13 protein-coding genes and 1 tRNA gene are annotated in these 22,573 nt (G+C 64.4%); 10 read left to right on the top strand and 4 right to left on the bottom strand.

Translation table 11 applies throughout. The annotated features are described in order from the left end of the window. Positions 1–10 precede the first annotated feature (10 nt). The 3 genes from NX784_RS19525 to NX784_RS19510 form a co-directional block, all read right to left on the bottom strand. On the bottom strand, positions 11–235 hold the full coding sequence (locus NX784_RS19525; RefSeq protein WP_258818358.1) for a DUF1040 family protein: 225 nt from the start codon (positions 233–235) through the stop codon (positions 11–13). A 172-nt stretch (positions 236–407) separates the two neighbouring features. After that, positions 408–1,550: a TonB C-terminal domain-containing protein gene (locus tag NX784_RS19520; protein ID WP_258818357.1), complete on the bottom strand. Its 1,143-nt coding sequence runs from the start codon at positions 1,548–1,550 to the stop codon at positions 408–410. Between the two features lie 819 nt (positions 1,551–2,369). Continuing rightward, positions 2,370–3,236: a methyltransferase domain-containing protein gene (locus NX784_RS19510; protein ID WP_258818356.1), complete on the bottom strand. Its 867-nt coding sequence runs from the start codon at positions 3,234–3,236 to the stop codon at positions 2,370–2,372. Positions 3,237–3,740: 504 nt separating this feature from the next. Between NX784_RS19510 and NX784_RS19505 the strand changes: the two genes are divergently transcribed. Next, positions 3,741–5,870: a hybrid sensor histidine kinase/response regulator gene (locus NX784_RS19505; RefSeq protein WP_258818355.1), complete on the top strand. Its 2,130-nt coding sequence runs from the start codon at positions 3,741–3,743 to the stop codon at positions 5,868–5,870. A 21-nt stretch (positions 5,871–5,891) separates the two neighbouring features. Here the strand turns inward: NX784_RS19505 and NX784_RS19500 are convergent, their stop codons facing one another. Continuing rightward, positions 5,892–8,090: a bifunctional SulP family inorganic anion transporter/carbonic anhydrase gene (locus NX784_RS19500; protein ID WP_258818354.1), complete on the bottom strand. Its 2,199-nt coding sequence runs from the start codon at positions 8,088–8,090 to the stop codon at positions 5,892–5,894. Between the two features lie 432 nt (positions 8,091–8,522). On the opposite strand from NX784_RS19500, the gene NX784_RS19495 reads away from it, so the two are divergent. The 9 genes from NX784_RS19495 to NX784_RS19455 all read left to right on the top strand — a co-directional run bounded on the left by NX784_RS19495 (position 8,523) and on the right by NX784_RS19455 (position 22,556). Further along, a tRNA-Arg gene (locus tag NX784_RS19495) sits at positions 8,523–8,597 on the top strand. Between the two features lie 74 nt (positions 8,598–8,671). Further along, positions 8,672–10,582: an ATP-binding cassette domain-containing protein gene (locus NX784_RS19490; protein ID WP_258818353.1), complete on the top strand. Its 1,911-nt coding sequence runs from the start codon at positions 8,672–8,674 to the stop codon at positions 10,580–10,582. Positions 10,583–10,707: 125 nt separating this feature from the next. After that, positions 10,708–11,919 carry a glycosyltransferase family 4 protein gene (locus tag NX784_RS19485; protein WP_258818352.1) on the top strand — a complete coding sequence of 404 codons (1,212 nt, stop codon included), beginning with the start codon at positions 10,708–10,710 and terminating at the stop codon, positions 11,917–11,919. A 595-nt stretch (positions 11,920–12,514) separates the two neighbouring features. Continuing rightward, positions 12,515–14,473 carry a heparinase II/III family protein gene (locus NX784_RS19480; RefSeq protein ID WP_258818351.1) on the top strand — a complete coding sequence of 653 codons (1,959 nt, stop codon included), beginning with the start codon at positions 12,515–12,517 and terminating at the stop codon, positions 14,471–14,473. Positions 14,474–14,511: 38 nt separating this feature from the next. Continuing rightward, positions 14,512–15,624: a non-hydrolyzing UDP-N-acetylglucosamine 2-epimerase gene (gene wecB / locus NX784_RS19475; protein ID WP_258818350.1), complete on the top strand. Its 1,113-nt coding sequence runs from the start codon at positions 14,512–14,514 to the stop codon at positions 15,622–15,624. Between the two features lie 167 nt (positions 15,625–15,791). Further along, positions 15,792–16,790 carry a UDP-glucose 4-epimerase GalE gene (galE, locus tag NX784_RS19470; protein WP_258818349.1) on the top strand — a complete coding sequence of 333 codons (999 nt, stop codon included), beginning with the start codon at positions 15,792–15,794 and terminating at the stop codon, positions 16,788–16,790. Between the two features lie 18 nt (positions 16,791–16,808). After that, positions 16,809–17,975, top strand: a complete 1,167-nt coding sequence (locus NX784_RS19465; RefSeq protein WP_258818348.1) for a nucleotidyltransferase family protein — start codon at positions 16,809–16,811, stop codon at positions 17,973–17,975. After that, positions 17,972–19,390, top strand: coding sequence for a mannose-1-phosphate guanylyltransferase/mannose-6-phosphate isomerase (locus NX784_RS19460; RefSeq protein WP_258818347.1), 1,419 nt, complete (start codon positions 17,972–17,974; stop codon positions 19,388–19,390). The genes NX784_RS19465 and NX784_RS19460 overlap by 4 nt, the downstream gene beginning before the upstream one ends. A 178-nt stretch (positions 19,391–19,568) precedes the next feature. Then, positions 19,569–22,556 (top strand): ExeM/NucH family extracellular endonuclease, encoded by a 2,988-nt coding sequence (locus NX784_RS19455; protein WP_258818346.1) that lies wholly within the window; start codon positions 19,569–19,571, stop codon positions 22,554–22,556. Positions 22,557–22,573: the final 17 nt, after the last annotated feature.

Genomic DNA, 22,573 nt, shown 5'->3' with positions numbered 1-22,573 from the left:
CCCATAGCAGTCATTCACCGGTCGACTTTAAAGATCTATCAACCTGAATCTGCTCAAGGTAGCGAACCAGTCCCTTATAAAGACTGCTGTCTTCGATTGAAAATACATCACTTAAACTGGGCTCGCGAATCCGTGCGGCGTTGTAGATGAGCTGCCCCAACCGTAGATCGGGCTCAAGTGTCCATACTTCGCGCAGCAGTTCCAGTACCTCGTCAATTCTGGCAGGATCGCGCATTGTGGGGATTCCCTTAGGGGTTAAAAATCCAGTGGCCGCTTCTGGCCGTCATCGGCCGGCCAGCTCAGCATAGCAAGCCGAACATCAGACGGTCAGGAACGGCCGTAGTCGGGCCAGTCGGCAAAGAAAAAATCACGCAGTGTCACGACCGGCAGGAACCGACCGAGAGCGCTTATTGAAGGCGGATGGCATAGTCGAAAACCCAGGTGCGGCGGATTTCGATGACGTCATACTGGCGCGCCAGCGAGGGCGAGAACGCCCCATAGGGTGCTTGGCTGGCAATGACCTTGCGTATGGCATCGTCGAGAGCCGGAACGCCGCTCGACACTTCAAACGTCACCTTCTCCACGGAACCGTCAGCGCGCACCGCAATCGTCACGGTGGGTTGTGTATGCGGCTGCTTGAGCAGCTCACGCACCATGTCGATCGTCATGTTCAGCTCGATTTTCCGGCTCATCGCGTCTGCGTACAACACCAGATCCCCGTCCGGGTCCGCACGGCCGAACATCCATCGCCGACGCAGGCTGCTCGCAGTCGGCAACGGCGAGTTCGCCTGGCGGTTCACCGCGTTTTCGCGTTGCGCCCGTTCGAGGTCGAGTTGCTTGCCGATCTGACGTAGCCGCTCTTCGCGCGCCGATTCCTCTGCGGCGCGCTCAGCCAGTACCTGTTCCTTTTTCGCGAGTTCCTGCCGTGCCGCCTCTTGCCGTGCTGCCTCTTGCCGTGCTTCCTCTTGCCGTGCTTCCTCTTGCCGTGCTTCCTCTTGCCGTGCCGCCTCTTGCCGTGCCGCCTCTTGCCGTGCCGCCTCTTGCCGTGCTGCATCTTGCCGTGCCGCCTCTTGCCGGACCTCTTCCTGCCGTGCTTCTTCCCGCTTTGCAGCTTCCCGTCCGGCGAGCTCCTGCTGCGCGGCTTCCTGACGTGCCGCATCAATACGGGCTGCCTGCTGCCGCGCTTGTTCCTGCTTTGCGGCTTCCAGACGGGCCGTTTCAACATCGGCGGCCTGCTGTCGCGCGGTCTCCTGCTTCAGCGCTTCTTCCTTCGCCAGCTCCTGTTTTGCCGCTTCTTGCCTAACCAACTCTTGTCTTGCCTCTTCCTGCTTCGCTTCCAACTTCGCAAGCTCTTGCTTGGCTGCCTCGGTCCTTGTCGCTTCCTGCTGTGCCTCCTGCTCAGCCAATGCCGCTTCGCGCCGCAGCTCTTCCTGCCGCCGTGCTTCACGTTGAGTGTTGGCGAGAATCTCCACTTGCCGCGCCCGCTCTACGTCGGCAGGTACCTGCTCTTCGGCCTGTGCTGATGGCTCCGGCTGCTCGATCGGCTTCATCACAAGTCCTTCCGCTTTCCTGAACTCTCTGGGTTCGGAAGGCAGGCTTTTTGGAGGGACCACGTTGGCGATCACCTTGTGCGCCACGACGGGCGCCGACGCCAACTCTGTTGGGGCCGGGCGAAGGTGTGACGAGGGAGTCGCAACTTCACTGACGGGCTCGCGCACTGGAGCGGGAGGGGCCGGCACTTGCGGTAATGGCGGCGCCAGTCGGACATGTAGCCCGTCTGCGCGAAGTCGTCGCGCTTCCCAAAAAAAGGTGAAACCCGGCATCCCCAACGATTGCCCGCCGAGCGAAATGCTCAACAAGAACGCATGCGCCAGCAAAGACAACAACAATGCTGTGGTTGATCGCCGATATGTGCCCTGTGCTGTCGAAGCAGTTATCAAATGTAAGCCTTGTGCAGGTCCAGTGAATGCAGTCCCCGATTTTACATACTCGATAATTCAAGCGATAGGACAGCGGCCGCGGTCGAGCCAGCATAGCATGCTGCCGGACAGACGAACTCTCGGACTGTCACGACAGGCTGCTAGTCGCTGCAGACGTTCGGAACGGCTCAGTGTAGGACCTTGTTGCTCTGACGACAAGAAGGGCTTTTGTTACGCGCTCTTTAGTCATTTGATTCGCGTTCTTTATACGCCGACAACAGGTTCGCCATCCTCTTCGTAAATGCGCCTCGCTGCGGTACCGGCAGGATATCCAGCATGACTTCGGATGGCCGGCACAACCGAAGCCGACTGCCGTCACCACGAACGGACGGTTAATCGGGATCGAGCCGGCGAACATCGCATTGATCAGCTGCTCAACTTCTCAGATTGTCATATGCCAATCTTAAAGATTCTTTTATTAATGGCTTTGGCGAGGGGGCGAAGCGGCTCGGGTGTCAGTTTTCGGAAGGCTCTGATCAAGACAGGATCTTGCTTTCTATTGACACGTGTTAGATAAAGGCTCGGATGCACACAATTCAAAAAATTAAGATTCTTTAAAGGGTGTCTTCCTTTGCTAATAAGGCTTCGGTAAAGATCGGAATTTTCTTTTACATAGAGAAAAGTGTTCTGTTGATACCAGTAAGGAATTTCGCTGTCTCCCCAAAATTTTTCTCTGAATAAGTCAAAGGGAAAATAACCTTTCTGACAGAATTTTTCAGCCCAATAAGTGTGCGGCTGCTCGTTGATATGATTCGTGCCGCCTTGTTCGGTATAAGCAGCCCCGAACAAGATAGCATCGGAAAGATTTGTCAGAGATTGCACGAATTGATCCGCCGACGCCGGCGCTAAATGTTCGGCAACCTCTACAGACATTGCCAAGTCAAATCGATCGAACTCAGGTACCTTGATTGGCAGATTTAGATCCTTCGGAAAGAAGCGAATGGACTGGTCAGCCATATTTGCTTGACTATTCCATTCCCCGTCGATTCCGACGAGTAAAGTTGAGCCAATCTCACCAAATGCTTTCAGCCAGGTGCCTCTGCCGCACCCGATGTCGATAACGCTGTCGGGCTTGTAAATCGACAGCAATTCCGAGACATATCTTTTTCCGCTTCGATAGGAGCCATCCATCTGCCCCCTGTAAAAGTCTTCATCGTAAAAGCCAGCATGTTTTTTCATCAAATCGCTCACGTTTGTCTGTTTAGGCCAATCGTTCCACACCCGTTGCAGGTGCCAGATTTCTATGATGACGCTCAATTAGCTGTCGAGTTCAGTTGCTAGGCGAACAGACTGAGACGCCTGTCGTTCTCCCTCGATGAGGGCAAGAGTTAGTCCACCTCAATCCTACCAACTTCGGAGCGCAGCCGGTGCGCGTAAAGAATACACCGACCGGAAGCCAACGACAGCCCCGGATGGTGAATGGTGTCGTGACGGATTGGTTCAACTTGGTGTCATCGTGGTAAGCAACTGGTTTTCCAGACATATTAAATTCCCACTGGAAAATGCGAAAAATTGTCATAAGATTGTTGTAAAACTACCCTTCACACGTTGTCAGAATGCGGCATACTGGTCCTTTGCCGTGGCCGGCGTGCATCCATTCCCAGGCAGTACGGCAACTTTGCGGGGCGTCTTTTTTGCCCCGTGCGGACCGCGCCAAGCGCGCGCCGTCCGTCATCTGCTTGTCATTAAAATAGTCGACTTTGCACGGCGGCGCAGACCGCCGGGAGCGGCCATTGACCAGGGATTGCATGAGCGAGGATTATGAAGACCACGGTAACTCCCAGCCTGACCTTCCTCACGGGTGGCGGCCAGATGGCTGCGCGCATCGCCCAACGCGACTGGCGCGCGACGCCGCTCGGACCCATCGAAGACTGGCCCGCCGCCCTGCGCACGGCACTCGGCCTCACGTTGAATTCCCGCTTCCCCTCGCTGCTCGCGTGGGGGCCGGACCTGATCAGTTTTCATAACGACGCGTACACACCGCTGCTCGGCGACAAGGCCGCGCTGGGCCTGCCGTTCGGCACCGTGTGGCCGGAAGTGTGGGACACGGTCGGCCCCATCGCCGCGAAGGCCTATGCCGGCGAGGCCAGCTATTACGAGGACATGCCCGTGCTGATGGAGCGTCACGGCTACCCGGAGCAGGCCTGGTTCACGTTCTCGTGCAGTCCCGTGCGCGACGACGACGGCACAGTCGGCGGCATCCTGTGCACGGTGACGGAGACGACGGGCAAGGTACGCGCGCTCGCGACGCTGCGCCAGAAGGAAGATACGCTGCGGCGGCTGAATGACGCCTTGACGCACCAGGTCGCCGCGCACGCGAGCGACCGCGAACGGCTGTGGCGCATTTCGCCCGACGTGATGTGCGCGGCGTCGCTGGCCACGGGCCGCTTCCTCACCGTGAACCCGGCGTTCACGGCATCGTTCGGCTGGACGGCGGAAGAGGCGACGACGCGCCCGTTCCTGGAACTCGTGTACCCGGAAGACCGCGACGACGTGCTGGACAAGATGCACCTGCTGGCCGCCGGCACGCCACTCGTCGGCTATGAAGTGCGGGTGCAGCACAAGGACGGCTCGTACCGCTGGGTGTCCTGGACCATTTCGCCGGAAGGCGAGCTGCTGTACGGCGTCGCGCGCGACATCACGGCGGAAAAGCACCAGGCCGACGCGCTGCGCCAGGCCGAGGAAGCACTGCGCCAGGCGCAGAAGATGGAAGCCGTGGGCCAGCTGACGGGCGGCCTCGCGCACGATTTCAACAATATGCTGGCTGGCGTCACGGGCCACCTGGAACTGATGAAGCTGCGGCTGCGCATGGGCCAGACCGGCGACCTGCCCACGCGCATCGACGCCGCCCTCGGCGTGACGCAGCGCGCCGCGGCGCTCACGCACCGGCTGCTGGCGTTCTCGCGCCGGCAGGCGCTCGATCCGAAGCCGACCAGCGTCAACGCGCTCGTGATGTCGATGACGGACCTGATCGAGCGCGCGGCCGGCCCCGCCATCGCCGTGCGCACCCGGCTGGCGACGTCGCTGTGGACGACGTTGTGCGATCCGAACCAGCTGGAAAGCGCGCTGCTGAACCTCGCGAACAATGCGCGCGACGCGATGCCGGAAGGCGGCCTGCTCGTCATCGAGACGGAAAACGTCACCCTGACGCCCGCGCAGGCGCGCCGCCACGGCGATCTGCGGCCCGGCGAATACGTGCAGGTGAGCGTGCGCGACAACGGAGCAGGCATGGCGCCCGACGTCGTGGCGCGCGCGTTCGACCCGTTCTTCACGACCAAGCCGATGGGGCAGGGGACGGGCCTGGGCCTGTCGATGGTGTATGGCTTCGCGCACCAGTCCGGCGGCAACGTGCGCATCGAATCGCTGCCGGGGCAGGGCACGGAAGTCCGGCTGCTGCTGCCGCGCCACCTCGTCGAGACGGCGCCGGCGGCCGGCCAGGACGCCGAGCCGCCGCTGGCGGCGGGCACGCGCAAGGGTGTCGTGATGGTCGTCGACGACGAGGACGACATCCGCGCCGTGATGAGCGAAGTGCTGGAACTGCAGGGCTACACGGTGCTCGCCGCCTGCGATGCCCCGCAGGCACTGCGCCTGCTGAAGGAGACGCGGCCCGACATGCTCGTGACGGACGTAGGCCTGCCCAACGGCATGAATGGCCGCCAGTTGGCCGACCACGTGCGCACACAATGGCCGCAACTTCCGGTGCTGATGGTGACCGGTTATGCGGAAAGCACCGTCATGAAGAACGAGAAGCTGCCCGCGCAGATGGAGATCCTGACCAAGCCGTTCGCGATGAACGCGCTGGTGGACAAGGTCGGCGCCCTGCTGTGCCAGGGTCAGGGTGTCGAAGCGGGCACCGAAGCGGGCACGGAGACCGGCGCCGAAGCCGCCTGAGCGGCCTGGCGCCGGCCGGCATCAGGCGGCGAGGGGGCCGTCGATGCGGTCCGGGGTGACCAGTTCGCCGAACTGCACGGTCCGCGTCGCGATGTCGTGGTAGGCGCCGACGAGGCCCATCTCGCCGCGCGCGATGCGCTCGCGCAGGAAGGCGCTGCCCGCGATGATCTCGTCCAGTGAGTTCTCGATATTGCGGCGCGTGACTTGCTCCAGCATGGCCGGACCTGAAGGCGGATGCTGCGCACCGCACTGGCAATCGTCGATCGCCTTGCGGATCTTGCCGGTGATGGCGCCGACGCTGTGCCCTTTTTCGTTCTGCAGCGCGAGGCCGATGGCGCCGCAGCTCGAGTGGCCCTTCACGACGATCAGCTTGGCGCCCAGCTTGTGCGCGATTTCCAGGCTGCCGATGATCTCGCGGCTGATCACGTTGCCGGCGATGCGCACCGTCAGCAGGTCGCCGATACCCGCGTCGAAGATGATTTCCGGCGACGTGCGCGAATCGATGCAGTTGACGACGACGGCCATCGGATGCTGGCCGGACGTCGTCGCCTCGGCCTGGTGCAGGTAGTACTTGTTCGTCGTGCGGCCCGAGCGGAAGCGCTCGTTGCCGTCGCGCAGCAGTTGCAGCACGTCGTCGGGGCGCAGCTTCGTCTGCGTGTCGCGGTCGAGGGCGGGGACGAACTGGATCGGGTCCTGCAGGCGGTATTCGTCGCGCAGGCCGATGACGTTCAGGCGGACGTTGCGTTCGGCCGCCACGACGCGGTAGTCGTCGATAATTTCCAGCACGTCGTTGTCGATGTAGTCCGTGGCGGACGCGTCGATCAGCACGTTCGCGTTGGCGGGAATCTCCCATAGCGTGCTCTTGATCGTCGCCTTGTTCAGGAACGACACCTGGTTCGGCAATTCCATCTTGATGACGTCGCCGATGTGCAGGCGGTACTGCTCGATCGAGAAAGGATTGCGGAAATGGCTGCGCATCAGGTAGAACAGGCTGGCCGCGAGGCCGATCAGCACACCGGTCAGCAGGTCGGTCAGGACGATGGCGGCGACGGTGACGACGAACGGCACGAACTGCGACCAGCCCTTCTTGTACATGTCGCGGAACAGCGAGACCTTGGCCAGTTTGTAGCCCGTCACGATGAGGATGGCGGCCAGCGCCGCGAGCGGGATCAGGTTCAGCATCGGCGCAAGCACAAGCACACTGGCGAGCAGCAGGAGGCCGTGGATGACGCTCGAGGCCTTCGTCCGGTTGTCGTTCTGTACGTTGACGGAGCTGCGCACGATGACGGACGTGACCGGCAGGCCGCCCAGCAGCCCGGCGCAGATATTGCCGAGGCCTTGCGCGACGAGTTCGCGGTTCGGCGGCGTCTCGCGCTTGTGCGGGTCGAGCTTGTCGACGGCCTCGACGTTCAGCAGCGTTTCCAGCGATGCGACGATGGCGATCGTGACGCCGACGATCCACACGTCGCGATTCGTGAAATGGGCGAGGTCGGGCAATTGCAGGTAGGCGCCCAGATTATTCGTATCGACCGGTGGAATATCGACGAGGTGCGCGGGCGCGATGGCGAGTGCCGGGAAAAACTGCGCAAACGTCAGCTGCAGCGCGACGCCCAATACGACGACGAACAGCGGGGCGGGCAGCAATTTGACGTTTTTCAGCGGCGTCTTGTCCCAAACCACGAGCGCGAGCATCGACAGCAGCGCGATGATCAGCGCGCCCGGCGTAATGGCGGCGAATGCGTGCAGGATCGCCGAAAACGTATTTTCGCCATTGGCCTGGATAAATGACGATTCGTCCGCGCGGTTCGCGTCATAGCCGATCGCATGTGGCAGCTGTTTCAGGATCAATAAGATCCCGATCGCCGCGAGCAGTCCCCTGATGACGTTCGACGGAATGTAATTCGCGATGACGCCGGCGCGGGCGACGCCCATGATCAATTGGAGGGCGCCGGCAATGACGATTGCCGCGAGCAGGATCTCGAATGCGCCGAGTTTCGTGATCGACGCCAGCACGACGGCCGCCAGCCCGGCGGCGGGGCCGCTCACGCTCGTGTGCGAGCCGCTCGCGAGTCCGACGACGATGCCGCCGATAATGCCGGAAATAATCCCGGAAAACAGAGGGGCGCCCGATGCGAGGGCAATACCGAGACACAGGGGCAAGGCGACAAGAAACACTACTATGCCGGCCGGCAAATCGTACTTGAGGGTATTCGTAGTCATGGGAATCTCGCGGAAGAACGATGGTTGTCAGTCAGAATGCGACCGGCCCTTCGCGAATGGCGAATCAGCGTGGACGCATGGCGATATCGATTCGGCACCGGCGCGTGGCCGGTGAATCTCGAGACGGGGTAATGCACCGGTTTGATGCATTCCCAGAAAACAGATTGTTAAAACGATGGGCAAAAAATATAACACGCATTTTGCAAATGGGTCCAGCGTGCGCGCCACGACGTTACAATTCTTTCGAAAGAATAGATTTGAATAAAAGCGGTTTTATTCAGGTTATTTTTATTGCCGTGAATAATGCTGGATGGGTTATCCGATAAGCCCAACATGAAGGCGCGGAAAGGCGGGCGGCCGGCCGCTGGCACGGCCGGGCGATTGTGGGAGGCGCGTCACTCAGGTAGAATAGCTGGCTGCAATACGCAGAGTGTCGCCATAGTACAATGGATAGTACAAGGTCCTCCTAAGACTTAGATGCAGGTTCGATTCCTGCTGGCGACACCACCTTCACCGCTTCTCCAGCCGCATCAGGCGCGTCCCCTTCGGTACAATGCCTGCTTTCTCATTTCGCTCACACCATGGCTGTCATCTCCCTCACTTCCGCGCAACTGGCATTCGGCCACGTGGCGCTGCTCGACCATGCCGACTTCTCGCTGGAAGCCGGCGAGCGCGTCGGTCTCATCGGCCGCAACGGCACGGGCAAGTCCTCGCTGCTGAAGATCATCTCCGGCCGCTCGAAACTGGACGACGGCCTCCTCGTCATGCAGCAGAACGTCAAGATCGCGTACGTCGAGCAGGAGCCCGTGTTCGATCTCGCGATGACGGTGTTCGACGCCGTCGCCGCCGGCATGGGCGACCAGAAGGCGATGCTGGCCGAGTACGAGGCGCTGACGGGACAGTTCGGCCAGGGCAATGACGATGCCGTGATGGAGCGCATGCACGACCTGCAGGTGAAGCTCGACGCGACGGATGCGTGGAACCTCGGCAACCGCGTGGAGACCACGCTGGACCGCCTGGGCCTCGCGGGCGACGCGACGATGGGCACCTTGTCGGGCGGCATGCAGAAGCGCGTGGCGCTGGCCGTCGCGCTCGTGTCCGGTCCGGACGTGCTGCTGCTGGACGAGCCGACGAACCACCTGGACTTCACGTCGATCCAGTGGCTCGAAGGCCTGCTGCGCGAATTCCGCGGCTCCGTGCTGTTCATCACCCACGACCGCCGCTTCCTGGACAATGTCGCCACGCGCATCGTGGAACTCGACCGCGGTCGCCTGCTGTCGTTCCCCGGCAATTTCAGCAAGTACCAGGAACGCAAGCGCGAACTGCTCGCGATCGAGGAAGTGGAGAACGCCAAGTTCGACAAGGTGCTCGCACAGGAAGAAGTGTGGATCCGCAAGGGCGTGGAAGCCCGCCGCACCCGCAACGAAGGCCGCGTGCGCCGCCTGGAAGACTTGCGCCTGCAGCGCGCCGCGCGGCGCGACCAGCAGGGGCAGGTGCGCATCGACGTGGCGACGGGCGAGCGCTCGGGCAAGATCGTCGCGGAACTGGAAAACATTTCCAAGTCGTATGGCGAGAAGACCATCGTCAAGAACTTCACCGGCACGATCATGCGCGGTGACAAGGTCGGCCTGATCGGTCCGAACGGCGCGGGCAAGACGACGCTGTTGAAAATCATCCTCGGCGAACAGACCGTGGACGGCGGCACCGTCAAGCTGGGCACGCGCCTGAACGTCGCCTACTTCGACCAGATGCGCGCGCAACTGAACGAAGAGGCGACCCTCGCCGACACGATCGCGCCCGGCAGCGACTGGGTCGAGATCAACGGCCAGCGCAAGCACGTGATGAGCTATCTGGGCGACTTCCTGTTCGCACCGGAGCGCGCCCGCTCGCCCGTGAAATCGCTGTCCGGCGGCGAGCGCAACCGCCTGCTGCTGGCGCGCCTGTTCGCCAAGCCCGCGAACTGCCTCGTGCTGGACGAACCCACCAACGACCTCGACATCGACACCCTGGAATTGCTGGAAGAGCTGCTGACGGATTACACGGGCACCGTGTTCCTCGTCAGCCACGACCGTACGTTCCTCGATAACGTCGTCACGCAAGTCATCGTGTCCGAAGGGCAGGGCACGTGGCGCGAATTCGTCGGCGGCTACAGCGATTGGGAACGCGTGAAGAGTGCGCCGGCACCGGCACCTGCGCCGAAAGCGGCGCCCGCGAAGGCGGCGGAAGCGCCGCCGGCCGCGCCGGCTGCGGCCGCCAAGAAGGTCAAGCTGAGCTACAAGGAACAGCGCGAGCTGGAAGAGCTGCCGCAGCTGATCGCCACCCTCGAAGACGAGCAGTCCGCGATCACGGCGCAACTGAATGCCCCCGACTTCTACAAGACGAATCCCGCCGACGCGCGCCGCATCAATGCCCGTTACGCGGAAATCGAGGAACTGCTGCTCGACGCGCTCGAGCGCTGGGAACGCCTCGACGCGCGCGTCAAAGGCGAATAACCCGCACACCGGCATCGGCAAACTGCCGCGCAGGCGCGCGCCGCGTTCGGCCCGCTCGTCGTATATGTAATGCGGCGGGCTGGACACTCGCACGCGCGTGGTTTGTTGTCGATGAGGAATACGGTGTGAAGATCCTGATGGTATCGGAAGACCTGCCGGGCGCCCCGACGAGCGGGCTCGGCGCGCACGTGGTCACGCTGGCGAACGCGCTGCTCGACCAAGGGCATGTCGTCGACATCATGGGACGCAGCGAGCGCGTGCACGCAAGCGCCGCCGCCGACATGGGTTTTCACGGGCGCGTGCTGCCCGGTTTCGGCTTCGCGCATCCCGGCTGGAACGAGGCCCAGCTGGGCTTGTTCAATCCGGCCAAGCGGCCCTGGTTCGCGCGCCGCGTCGCGCAAGCGCTGATGCGCGCGGCGGACCAGTACGACGTCGTGCATTACCACGGCCACCTGCCGATGGTGGGCCGTTACGTGCCCGTGGGCGTGAACTTCGTCCAGACGCGCCACGACCAGGGCAGCGAATGCGTGACGCGGCTGCGCTTCAAGGAAGAACACGTGTGCGACACGCGCGACGTGCGCGATTGCGCCGCCTGCCTGCACCCGACACCGAATTCGCTGCGCCGCACCGTGTCCGGCCTCGCCGTCGGGCGCTACCGCTCGGGCGCCTCGGAGGCGTTCGCGCGGCACAAGACCATCTTCATCTCCGATTTCCTGCGCCGCGCATTCCTGCGCGCCGTGCCCGACGCCGACCTGTCGCGTGCGCGCGTGATCCACGACTTCGTCCCATACGCGCGGTTGCGCGACCACGCGGCCGCCCCCGGCGACGTCACGCCGGGTGATGTCCTGATCGCCGGCCGCATCGATGCGGGCAAGGGCATCGGCGAATTCCTCGCGCACGTGCAGGGCTGGCTGCCGCGCCACGCGACGGTGACCGTCGTCGGCGACGGGCCGCTGCGCCAGAGCCTCGAACGTCTTCACGCCGGTCCGCAGGTGCGCTTCCTCGGCCGGCGGCCGCACGACGACGTGATCGGCATGGCGGCGCGCAGCCACGTGCTGGTGATGCCGTCGCTGCTCGAGGAAGCGTGTCCCGCCACGGTGATGGAGGCCCTGGCACTGGGCAAGCCGTGCGTCGCCCTGGCGCGGGGCGGCACGCCCGAGCTGGCCGCCTACCAATACTACGACGGGCAGCTGCAACTGGCCGAGACCATGCCCCGCCTCGTGCAGCGCCTGGCCGACGTCCTCGGCCGCCCTCCGGTGAGGATGCCGCTGCCGGACACCTGTCCGCTGGACGTGTTCCAGGCCATTCCCCGGATCCTGGATTGTTATCGCGCCTGACGCGTGAAATGTTAAATCGGATCTTCGGCGCCGCCGGCGTCGCGCGGCGGGACGTACCGTACGTCATGTAATGCCTGGCCGACCTGTGATATTCTGTGTAACAATGTTGTAGAAACTAACAGAAACACCCCGAGCATCCTGCCTCGCCGCGTCGGCGGCACGTGCGCGCCATAGCGTGCGCACTGTCGACAATGCATCATGTATTATCGAAATATTGTCCAATTTGTAAGGGTGCATACCTTGTCACAACGACGCAAGACGATGATCCCAGGGGCGCGCGCGTGAAAGCGCCGGCGCCGCGGAGTCCGCTGGCCGGCGCTGCGCCCGAAGGCGCGCGCGGCGGTGGTCTCCGTGGTGCGCTGTCTGGCCACCGGCCCGGACGTCCAGCGCTTGCCCCCATCCTGCGCGACGGCCCTCCGGCCGCGGCGCACCGCGAACAGGCGCCCGCCAGCGCGCTTGCATCACTCCCGGGCGGCTCCGCCCTGCGCGACCGGCTGGCGGCACGTGCGCGCACATCCATCGAACAACAATACTCAACCGAGGTGGCGCGCGGGCGGCCGTCCGCGTGGCACCGTCACCAGGCGGGGACACAATGATGAGTGAAGCGACAGGGATGGTCTGGCTGGTCAACCGTTTGCGCTGCATGTCCGTGGCCGAAGTCGGCTACCGGATCCGGCGGGCCGCGGTCGCGCGCGTCGCCAAGCGCGTGCGCGCCCGCGCCGCGCCGCCGCTGCCGCATGCCCGCACGTTCAACGTCCAGGGCATCCCCACGCTGCCGCAGGCGGAGCGCGAGGCGCTGCTGGCCGACGCCGACAGCATCTGCGCCGGCCACGTCGTCCTGTTCGGCCACCGGCGCTTCGACGTCGGCATGCCGCCCGTGTGGAACCGCGATCCGGACAGCGGCGTCGTCGGCCCGAGCATCTACGGCGGCGACATCGCGACCGGGAACCGCGAGCAGGTCGGCGACATCCAGCACGTGTGGGAATTGAATCGGCACCTGCACCTCGTGCGCCTCGCGCAGGCCTGGGCGCTGACGCGCGACCCGGCCTGGCTGCACGCGCTGCACACGCAGCTGCGCAGCTGGCTCGACCAGTGCCCGCCGCTCGTGGGCCCTAATTGGACGAGCTCGCTGGAACTCGGCATCCGCCTCGTCAACTGGGGGCTCGTGTGGCAGCTGGTCGGCGGCGAGGGCAGCGACCTGTTCGCGGGCGAGGAGGGCGGACGCCTGCGCGCCGACTGGCTCGATTCGATCCACGCCCATTGCAGCGCGATCGCGCGCAACCTGTCGCGCCATTCGTCCGCCAATCACCATTTGATCGGCGAGCTGGCCGGGCTGTACGTGGGGGCGTCCGTGTGGCCGTGCTGGGATGCGTCCGGCGCGTGGCTGGAGCAGGCGCGGCGCGAACTGGAGCACGAGGCGCAGGTCCAGTTCTCGCGCGACGGCGTCAACCGCGAGCAGGCGTTCGCCTACCACGTGTTCGCGCTGGAGTGCCTGTTCGTCGCGGGCCTCGTCGGCCAGGCGTGCGACCACCCGTTCTCGCGCGCCTACTGGACGGCGTTGCAGCGCGCGCAGCGCTTTCTCCGTTCCGTGCGCGACGTGGGCGGCAACGTGCCGCGAGTGGGCGATACCGATGCCGGCCTCGCGTTCCGTCTCGACGCGCCCGGCGGCAACCGCATCGAGCAATTGCTGGCGCTCGGCGACGCCGTGCTGCACCGGCTCGCGCCCGCGCATCCTGGTGTGCGCTGGCTGCTGCACACGGTGCCCGGCAAGCGGCCGGAGGCAGACCCGCACGAGTCCGGGACGGGCTGGGCCTTCCCGGACGGCGGCTACCTGCTGTTCGGCTCGCACTTCGGCGAGCCCAACGAGATCAAGGGCATGGTTGATTGCGGACCGCTCGGCTACCTCGGCTTCGCCGCGCATGGCCACGCGGATGCGCTGGCGCTGACCTTGTCCATCGGCGGCGAGGAATGCCTCGTCGATCCCGGCTCGTATTCGTCGTGGCAGGAGCCGAAGTGGCGCGAGTATTTCCGCGGCACGTCGGCGCACAACACGGTGCGCATCGACGGGCTCGACCAGTCGGTGTCCGGCGGACGTTTCATGTGGCTGAAAAAGGCGAGGGCGTCGATCGAGCGCATGCCGCAGTCGCCGCACGAGTTCGATTTCCGCGGCGCGCACGACGGCTACGAGCGCCTGGCGGATCCGGTGCGGCACATGCGCAGCGTCCGCTACGACGCCGCGAGCGCCACGCTGATCGTGCGCGACGAGATCGCCGCGAAGAAGCACCACCAGTTCGAATTGTTCTGGCATTTCGCGCCCGGCCTGGACGTGCGGCTGAACAGTTCCGGCCTGCACGTACGGGGCAAACGCTTCACCTTGCAGATGCATGCGCACGGGGCGGACCTCAAACTGGAACTGGTGCGCGGCCACGAAAATCCGCCGCTCGGCTGGTATGCGGGGAGCGCGGAAAGCATGCAGCCGTGCGACGTGCTGAAGATCAGCGCCGTATCGTCCGCCGTCCCGGTCGAGTGCAAGTTTACAATAGCGTTTTTCTAACAGTGTTTTTCCATAACTAAACAAGGGATCGTTTTCTCATGCTTATCTATCTGGTCGCCGGCGCCCGCCCCAATTTCATGAAGATCGCGCCGATCGTGCGCGCGCTGCAGGCACGTCCGGATGCGCCCGCGTTCAAGATCATCCACACGGGCCAGCACTACGACCGCGAGATGAACGACGTGTTCTTCGAGGAGCTCGGCATCCCGCAGCCGGACGTGTTCATGGCCGCCGGCGGCGGCAGCCACGCCCAGCAGACGGCCAAGATCATGATCGGCTTCGAGGAACTGTGCCAGGGCGAGCGTCCGGATGCCGTGCTCGTCGTCGGTGACGTGAATTCCACGCTTGCATGCTCGATCGTCGCCAAGAAGCTCAACATCCCCGTCGCCCACGTCGAGGCAGGCCTGCGCAGCTTCGACATGGCGATGCCGGAAGAAATCAACCGCCTCGTCACGGACAGCATCTCCGACTGGTTCTTCGTCACGGAGCCTGCGGCCGTCGAGCACCTGCGCCGCGAAGGCAAGAAGGAAGAGGCGATCCACTATGTCGGCCACGTGATGGTCGACAACGTGCTGTACCAGGCCGACAAGCTGACGCGCACGGACACGTCCGGCTTCGAGACGAGCGCGTGGAAGACCGCGCGCCAGCAGGCCGGCCAGCGCTACGGCGTCGTCACCCTGCACCGTCCCAGCAACGTGGACGACGCGGCCATGTTCACGCGCATCGCCGGGGCGTTGAAGGACATCGCGGCGGACCTGCCGCTGATCTTCCCCGTGCATCCGCGCACCCGCGCGAACCTGGAGAAATTCGGCATCGACCTGGGCCCGAACATCACGCTGGCGGGCCCGCAGGCCTACATGGCGTTCCTGAACCTGTGGAAGGACGCGGCCGTCGTGCTGACGGACAGCGGCGGCCTGCAGGAAGAAACGACGGCGCTGGGCGTGCCGTGCGTAACGATCCGCGAGAACACGGAACGCCCCGTGACCGTGGACGAAGGTTCGAACGTCCTGGCCGGCACCGACCCGGCCGTGATCGTCGCCGAAGCACGGAAGATCCTGCGCGGCGAAGGCAAGCAGGGCCGCCGGCCGCACCTGTGGGACGGCCGTGCGGCGGAACGGATCGTGGACATCCTGACCAGGGAAGTCCGCGGCTGACGAGATAGATAAATAAGCGCAGGGCGCACGATAGCGTCCGCGAGGCAGCAGTACACCAAAACACCGACAGGGATGGCGCGGGCCCGATGCTCGCGCCGCTAAAAAACGATGCACGCCGGACCAGGGGTCAAGGCGGCAGCAACATTTTTTGAGAAAGAAGAACATTCATGAAGATTCTGGTTACTGGCGGCATGGGTTACATCGGTTCGCACACGGTCGTGGAACTGCAGAACGCCGGCCATGACGTGGTGGTGTACGACAACCTGTACAACGCGGTGCGCTCCGTGCAAGACCGCGTGCAAAAGATCACCGGCAAGCCGTTCGTCTTCGTCGAAGGCGACATCCGCGACCGCGCGGCGATGGAAGCCGTGTTCGGCGCGCACAAGATCGACGCCGTGATCCACTTCGCCGGCCTGAAGGCGGTCGGCGAATCGGTGGCGCAGCCGCTGCGCTACTACGACAACAACGTCTACGGCAGCGTGGCGCTGTTCGAGACGATGGCCAAGTTCGGTTGCAAGACCCTCGTGTTCTCGTCGTCGGCGACCGTCTACGGCGATCCGGCCTCGGTGCCGATCAAGGAGGATTTCCCGCTGTCGGCCACCAATCCGTATGGCCGCAGCAAGCTGATGATCGAAGACATCCTGCGCGACGTCTTCAAGGCCGAGCCCGACTGGCGCATCGCGCTGCTGCGCTATTTCAACCCGGTCGGCGCCCATGAAAGCGGCCTGATCGGCGAAGAGCCGAACGGCATCCCGAACAACCTCGTGCCGTACATCGCCCAGGTCGCCAACGGCCAGCGCGAGAAGCTGTCCGTCTACGGCGGCGACTATCCGACCCCGGACGGCACCGGCATGCGCGACTACATCCACGTCGTCGACCTGGCCGTCGGCCACGTGAAGACGCTGGACAAGCTTGGGCAGGCCGCAGGCCTGTACACGTACAACCTCGGCACCGGCAACGGCAACAGCGTGCTGGAAATGGTGCACGCGTTCGAGAAGGCGTGCGGCAAGCCGATTCCGTACCAGATCGTGGACCGTCGCCCAGGCGACATTGCCAAGTGCTACGCCGACCCGACGAAAGCGCGCGAGGAGCTGGGATGGACTGCGCAGCGTGACATCGCTCAGATGTGCGCCGATTCCTGGCGCTACCAAACTACCCCAAAATAAACGTATGAGGACCGAACCATGAAAGCGATGATTCTTGCAGCAGGCAAAGGTACGCGCGTACGTCCGCTCACTTACGACCTGCCGAAACCGATGATCCCCGTGCTGGGCAAGCCCGTGATGGCCTACCTGATCGAGCACCTGCGCAAGCACGGCGTGACGGAGATCATGGTGAACGTCAGCCATTTGCACGAGAAGATCGAGGAATACTTCGGCGAGGGCGAGCAATACGGCGTCCAGATCGGCTATTCGTTCGAGGGTTACACGAAGGAAGACGGCGAAGTCGTCGCGGTGCCGATCGGCTCGGCCGGCGGCATGAAGAAGATCCAGGAATTCGGCGGCTTCTTCGACGACACGACCATCGTCCTGTGCGGCGACGCGCTGATCGACCTCGACCTCAAGGCCGCGCTGGCGGAGCACCGCCGCAAGGGGGCCATGGCGTCCGTCATCACGAAGGAAGTCCCGTGGGACAAGGTGTCGAGCTATGGCGTCGTCGTGACCGACCAGAACGGCCGCATCACGCAATTCCAGGAAAAGCCGAAGCAGGAAGACGCGCTGTCGAATTTCATCAGCACGGGCATCTATCTGTTCGAGCCGGAAGTGATCGACCTGATCCCGTCGGGCGTGGAATTCGACATCGGTTCGCAGCTGTTCCCGCTGCTGGCGGAAAAGGGCATGCCGTTTTATGCCCAGGGCCGCCCGTTCAACTGGCTCGATATCGGCAGCGTGAGCGATTACTGGGAAGTACTGCAGAACGTGCTGACGGGTGAGGTCAATCATATGGACGTGCCGGGCATCCAGATCGAGCCCGGCCTGTGGACGGGCTTGAACACGAGCATCGACTGGCGGGGCACGACCATCAAGGGGCCCGTCTACATCGGCTCCGGGGTCAAGATCGAGGCCGGCGCGACGATCATCGGGCCCACGTGGATCGGCCATGGCAGCCATATCTGCGAGGGCGCCGAAGTCGTCCGCAGTGTGCTTTTCGAGTACACTCGCGTGCTGAACGACGTGACCCTGCATGAAATGATCGTGTTCAAGGACTACAGCATCGACCGGGCCGGCGAGATGAAGCACTCGTCCGAATACGGGTCGTCGGAGTGGCTGAACGCGCGCGATCGCCGCCGCAGCCGGCGCAAAGAACAAGCCGAAGAAACAGTCAAGGCAATCGAGAAAGTCAACGCATGAAAATTTACCCAGTCATCCTCTCCGGCGGCGCCGGTACCCGTTTGTGGCCGTTGTCGCGGGCCGTCATGCCCAAGCAGCTGCTGCCGCTCGTGACGGAGAAGACGATGCTGCAGGAAACCGCGCTGCGCGTGCGCGGCTGGCCGGGGTTGATGGCACCATTGATCGTGTGCGGCAACGAGCACCGCTTCCTCGTCGCCGAGCAGATGCGTGACGTCGGCATCACGCCGCACGGCATCCTGCTCGAGCCCACCGGCCGCAACACGGCCCCGGCCGTCGCGGCGGCCGCGCGCTTCCTGCACGCGCAGGATCCCGACGCAGTGATGCTTGTGCTGCCCGCAGACCACGTGATCGAGAAGAACGAAGCGTTCCGCATCGCCGTCGAGCGCGCCGCCGACCAGGTCGAGCAAGGCGGGCTCGCCACGTTCGGCATCGTGCCGAGCGCCCCGGAAACGGGCTATGGCTACATCCGCCGCGGCGAGCCGCTGCCGGGCTGCGACGATTGCTACAAGGTCGAGCGCTTCGTCGAAAAGCCCGACCGCGACACCGCGGCGAGCTTCGTCGCCGACGGCAGCTACTACTGGAACAGCGGTATGTTCATGTTCCGCGCCGACCGCTTCCTGGCCGAGATCGAACAGCATGCGCCCGCAATCGCCCAGGCAGCCGCCGGCGCCGTGCAGTCCGCGTACCGTGACCTCGACTTCTGCCGCCTGGACGAAGCCGCGTTCAGCGCGAGCCCGTCCGATTCGATCGACTACGCCGTGATGGAACACACGCGCGACGGCGTCGTCGTCGCGGCCGACATCGGCTGGAGCGACGTCGGTTCGTGGTCCGCGCTGGCCGACGTGCAGGAGAAGGACGCGAGCGGCAATGCCGTGCGCGGCGACGTCTACCTCGACAGCACGAGCAACTCGCTCGTGCGCGCCGAGAGCCGCATCGTGGCCGTCGTCGGCGTGAAGGACCTCGTCGTCGTGGAAACGCCCGACGCCGTGCTCGTCGCCCACAAGGACATGGTCCAGCGCGTGAAAAACGTCGTCGACCACCTGAAGGGCCACGAGCGCACGGAACACCTGTACCACACGAAGGTGTACCGTCCTTGGGGTTACTACGAGGGCATCGACGCGGGCGACCGCTTCCAGGTCAAGCGCATCTGCGTGAAGCCGGGCGAAAAGCTGTCGCTGCAGATGCACCACCACCGCGCCGAGCACTGGATCGTCGTGTCGGGCACGGCGCGCGTGACGTGCGGCGACAACGTCATGCTGCTGTCCGAGAACGAGTCCACGTATATCCCCATCGGCATGACGCACCGCCTGGAAAACCCGGGCAAGCTGCCGCTGCACCTCATCGAAGTGCAATCGGGCAGCTACCTCGGCGAGGACGACATCGTCCGCTTCGAGGACATCTACAAGCGCGCCTGACGACGTCAAGTCGCGCCGCCTCCCGCGTCCGCGCCCCGCGCGCGGACGCATCTCCCTTTGTCCTGTGGTTGCCGATTGGTTCGTTCGGACTAATCCGTGGTCATGATGTTGTCGTGTTACGCATTTAATATTCATTTGTTAAGTGTTTCATCGACAAAATCAGACCCTAGGACATCCCATGAAGCAACGCTCAGCTCATCACTCGCCCGGACGCATGACCGTGCTCGCGGCCCTGCTGGCCGGCCTGTCGGCACCCGTGTTCGCCGCACCCGGCGGCGTCGTCATCAGCCAGGTCTATGGCGGCGGCGGCAATTCCGGCGCCACCTACAAGAACGACTTCGTCGAACTGCTGAACACGGGCGACACCGCGGTCACCTTGAACGGCTGGAGCGTGCAATACGCGTCGAGCGCGGGCACCACGTGGCAGGTGACGAAGCTGCCGGCCAGCATCACGTTGGCCGCGGGCCAGTACTACCTCGTCCACGAAGCGGCGGGCAGCGGCGGCACGGATGCGCTGGTACCCGACACGGCCGGCACGATCGCGATGAGCGCGACGGCGGGCAAGGTCGCGCTCGTGAATTCGACGACGGCGCTGGCCGGTGCCAAGCCGGTCGACAACGTCGTCGACCTCGTCGGCTTCGGCGCGACCGCGAGCGCGTATGAAGGCTCCGGCCCGACGGCCGGGCCATCGAACACCTTGGCGGTCCTGCGCAAGAACAGCGGCTGCCTGGACAGCAACGACAACAGCAGCGACTTCGTGACGGGCGCCGCCGCGCCGCGCACCACGGCCAGCGACCGCGTGTCGTGCAGCGGCGTGGCGCTGCCGCAGCCGATCGTGCTGGCATGCCCCGGCAGCGTGGGCATCGACGTCGGCACCGGCACGACCGCGCCGCTGCAGGCGAGCGACGCCGACAGCATCGTCAACAGCGCCGTCATCAGCAAGGGCGCCATGGCCGGCATCAGCCTGACCGGCTTCGTGCCGGCAACGGTCGACAACCGGATGGCGACCGCGAGCCTCGTCATCGCCGCGAATCTCCCTGCCGGCACGTACCCGGTCGAGATCACGTTCGCCAACGACGCGAGCCAGAGCGCCAGCTGCACGGTCAACGTGGCCGTCACGGGCTCGTTGACGATCCCGCAGATCCAGGGCAGCGGCCTCACGAGCCCGTACGCGAACACGGTGCAGACGACGTCCGGCGTCATCACGAAGAAACTGGGCAGCGGCTTCTACATCCAGGACCCGCAAGGCGACGGCGACCCGAACACGTCGGACGCGATCTTCGTGTTCGGCTCGCCGGGCGCCGCCAACGAAGGCGACCTCGTGCGCGTGACGGGCACCGTGACGGAATACGCGCCGAACGGTTCGGCGCGCTCGTTCACGGAATTGAAGGACGTCAGCGCCGTCGCCGTGCTGGGCACCGGCAACACGATCACCCCGGTCAACATCGACCTGCCGACGGAGCTGAGCCACTACGAAGGCATGCTCGTGCGCTTCGCGAACCCGCTCACCGTCAACGGCAACAGCTACCTCGGAGACCGCGGCGAGCTGGTGCTGGCCAGCGGCCGCCGCGAGAGCCCGACGAACCGCTACCGCGCCGGCACGCCGGAAGCTAACGCGCAGATCGCCGCGAACGCGCAAAACATGGTGATCCTGGACGACGGCATCTTCACGGTGCCCGCGCACATTCCGTACCTCGCCGCCGACAAGACGGTGCGCGCCGGCGACACGGTGACGGACCTCGTCGGCGTGCTGGACTTCGGCGCCATCGGCGGTGGCGGCGGCTGGTACAAGCTTCAACCGACGGCAGCCCCGGTGATCAGCCGCACGAACCCACGCGAGGATGCGCCCGTCGTCGTCGCCGGCAACGTGCGCGTCGCCAGCGCCAACGTGCTGAACTTCTTCACGACGTTCACGGACGGCACGGATGCGTGGGGCCGCACGGGGCAGGGCTGCACCATCGGGAACTCGACGTCGAAGAGCAATTGCCGCGGCGCCGACAACATGACGGAATTCGTGCGCCAGCGCGACAAGATCGTCGACGAGCTGAAGGCGATGAACGCGGACGCCGTCGGCCTGATGGAAATCCAGAACAACGGCGACACCACGGTGGGTTATCTCGTCGATGCGCTGAACCAGGCGATCGGTGCGCCGACGCCGACCTACGCTTACGTGGCGAAGCCCGCCGCGACGGGCACGGACGCGATCCGCGTGGCGATGATCTACAAGCCGGCCGTGCTGACGCCGGTGGGCGGCGCGCTGTCGGACGGCGATGCCGTCAACAACCGCGCACCGATGGCGCAGACGTTCAAGGTGAATGCGAACGGCAGCAAGTTCTCGCTGATCGTTAACCACCTGAAATCGAAGGGGGGCTGCGGCGGCGCGGGCGCGGGCGACACGGACTCCGGTGACGGCCAGGGTTGCTGGAACGCGACGCGCATCCAGCAGGCCAAACGCCTGTTCAACTATTTCATCCCGACCGTCGTGGCGGCCGCCGGCGACCCGGACGTGCTGGCCGTCGGCGACTTCAACTCGTACGGCCACGAGGATCCGATCGCCTTCCTGACGGATAACGGCATGGTCAACGAACTGGAACGCTTCGTGCGCCCGAACGGCATGCCGTATTCGTTCGTGTTCGACGGCCAGAGCGGCTACCTCGACCACGCGCTGGCCAGCAGCAGCCTGAACCCGCAAGTGGCCGGCGTGGCGGAGTGGCACAACAATGCCGACGAGCCGGACGCCATCGACTACAACCTCGGTGACACGGCCGACGATCCGTACGTGAACAATCCGTTCCGCGCGTCGGACCACGACCCGGTCGTCGTGAGCCTGAACCTGGCGCCAGCGTACACGGACGTCACCGCGGGCGTGAAGATCGTGCCGGGCGTGCTGGGCTATAACCGCGTCACCGGGAAGTTCACTGGCAGCGTGTCGTTCACGAACACGGGCGGCACCGCGCTGTCCGGACCGCTGCAATATGTGCTGCAGGGCTTGCCGGCCGGCGTCACGCTCGACAACAAGAGCGGCGACTTCAACGGCGCGCCTTACGTCACGTTGCCGGGCGCGTCGCTGGCGCCGGGCGCGACCGTCAGCGTGGGCCTGACCTTCACCAACCCGTCGAAGACGAACATCACGTACACGTCGAAACTGTATTCCGGCACCTTTTGAAGATTGATTGAGAGAGC

Origin of the sequence: Massilia pinisoli (genome assembly GCF_024753285.1) — a bacterium.
GTDB classification, from domain to species: Bacteria; Pseudomonadota; Gammaproteobacteria; order Burkholderiales; family Burkholderiaceae_D; genus Telluria; species Telluria pinisoli.
Note: the sequence above shows the minus strand (reverse complement) of the source record. Positions and strands in the feature narration are given on the sequence as shown.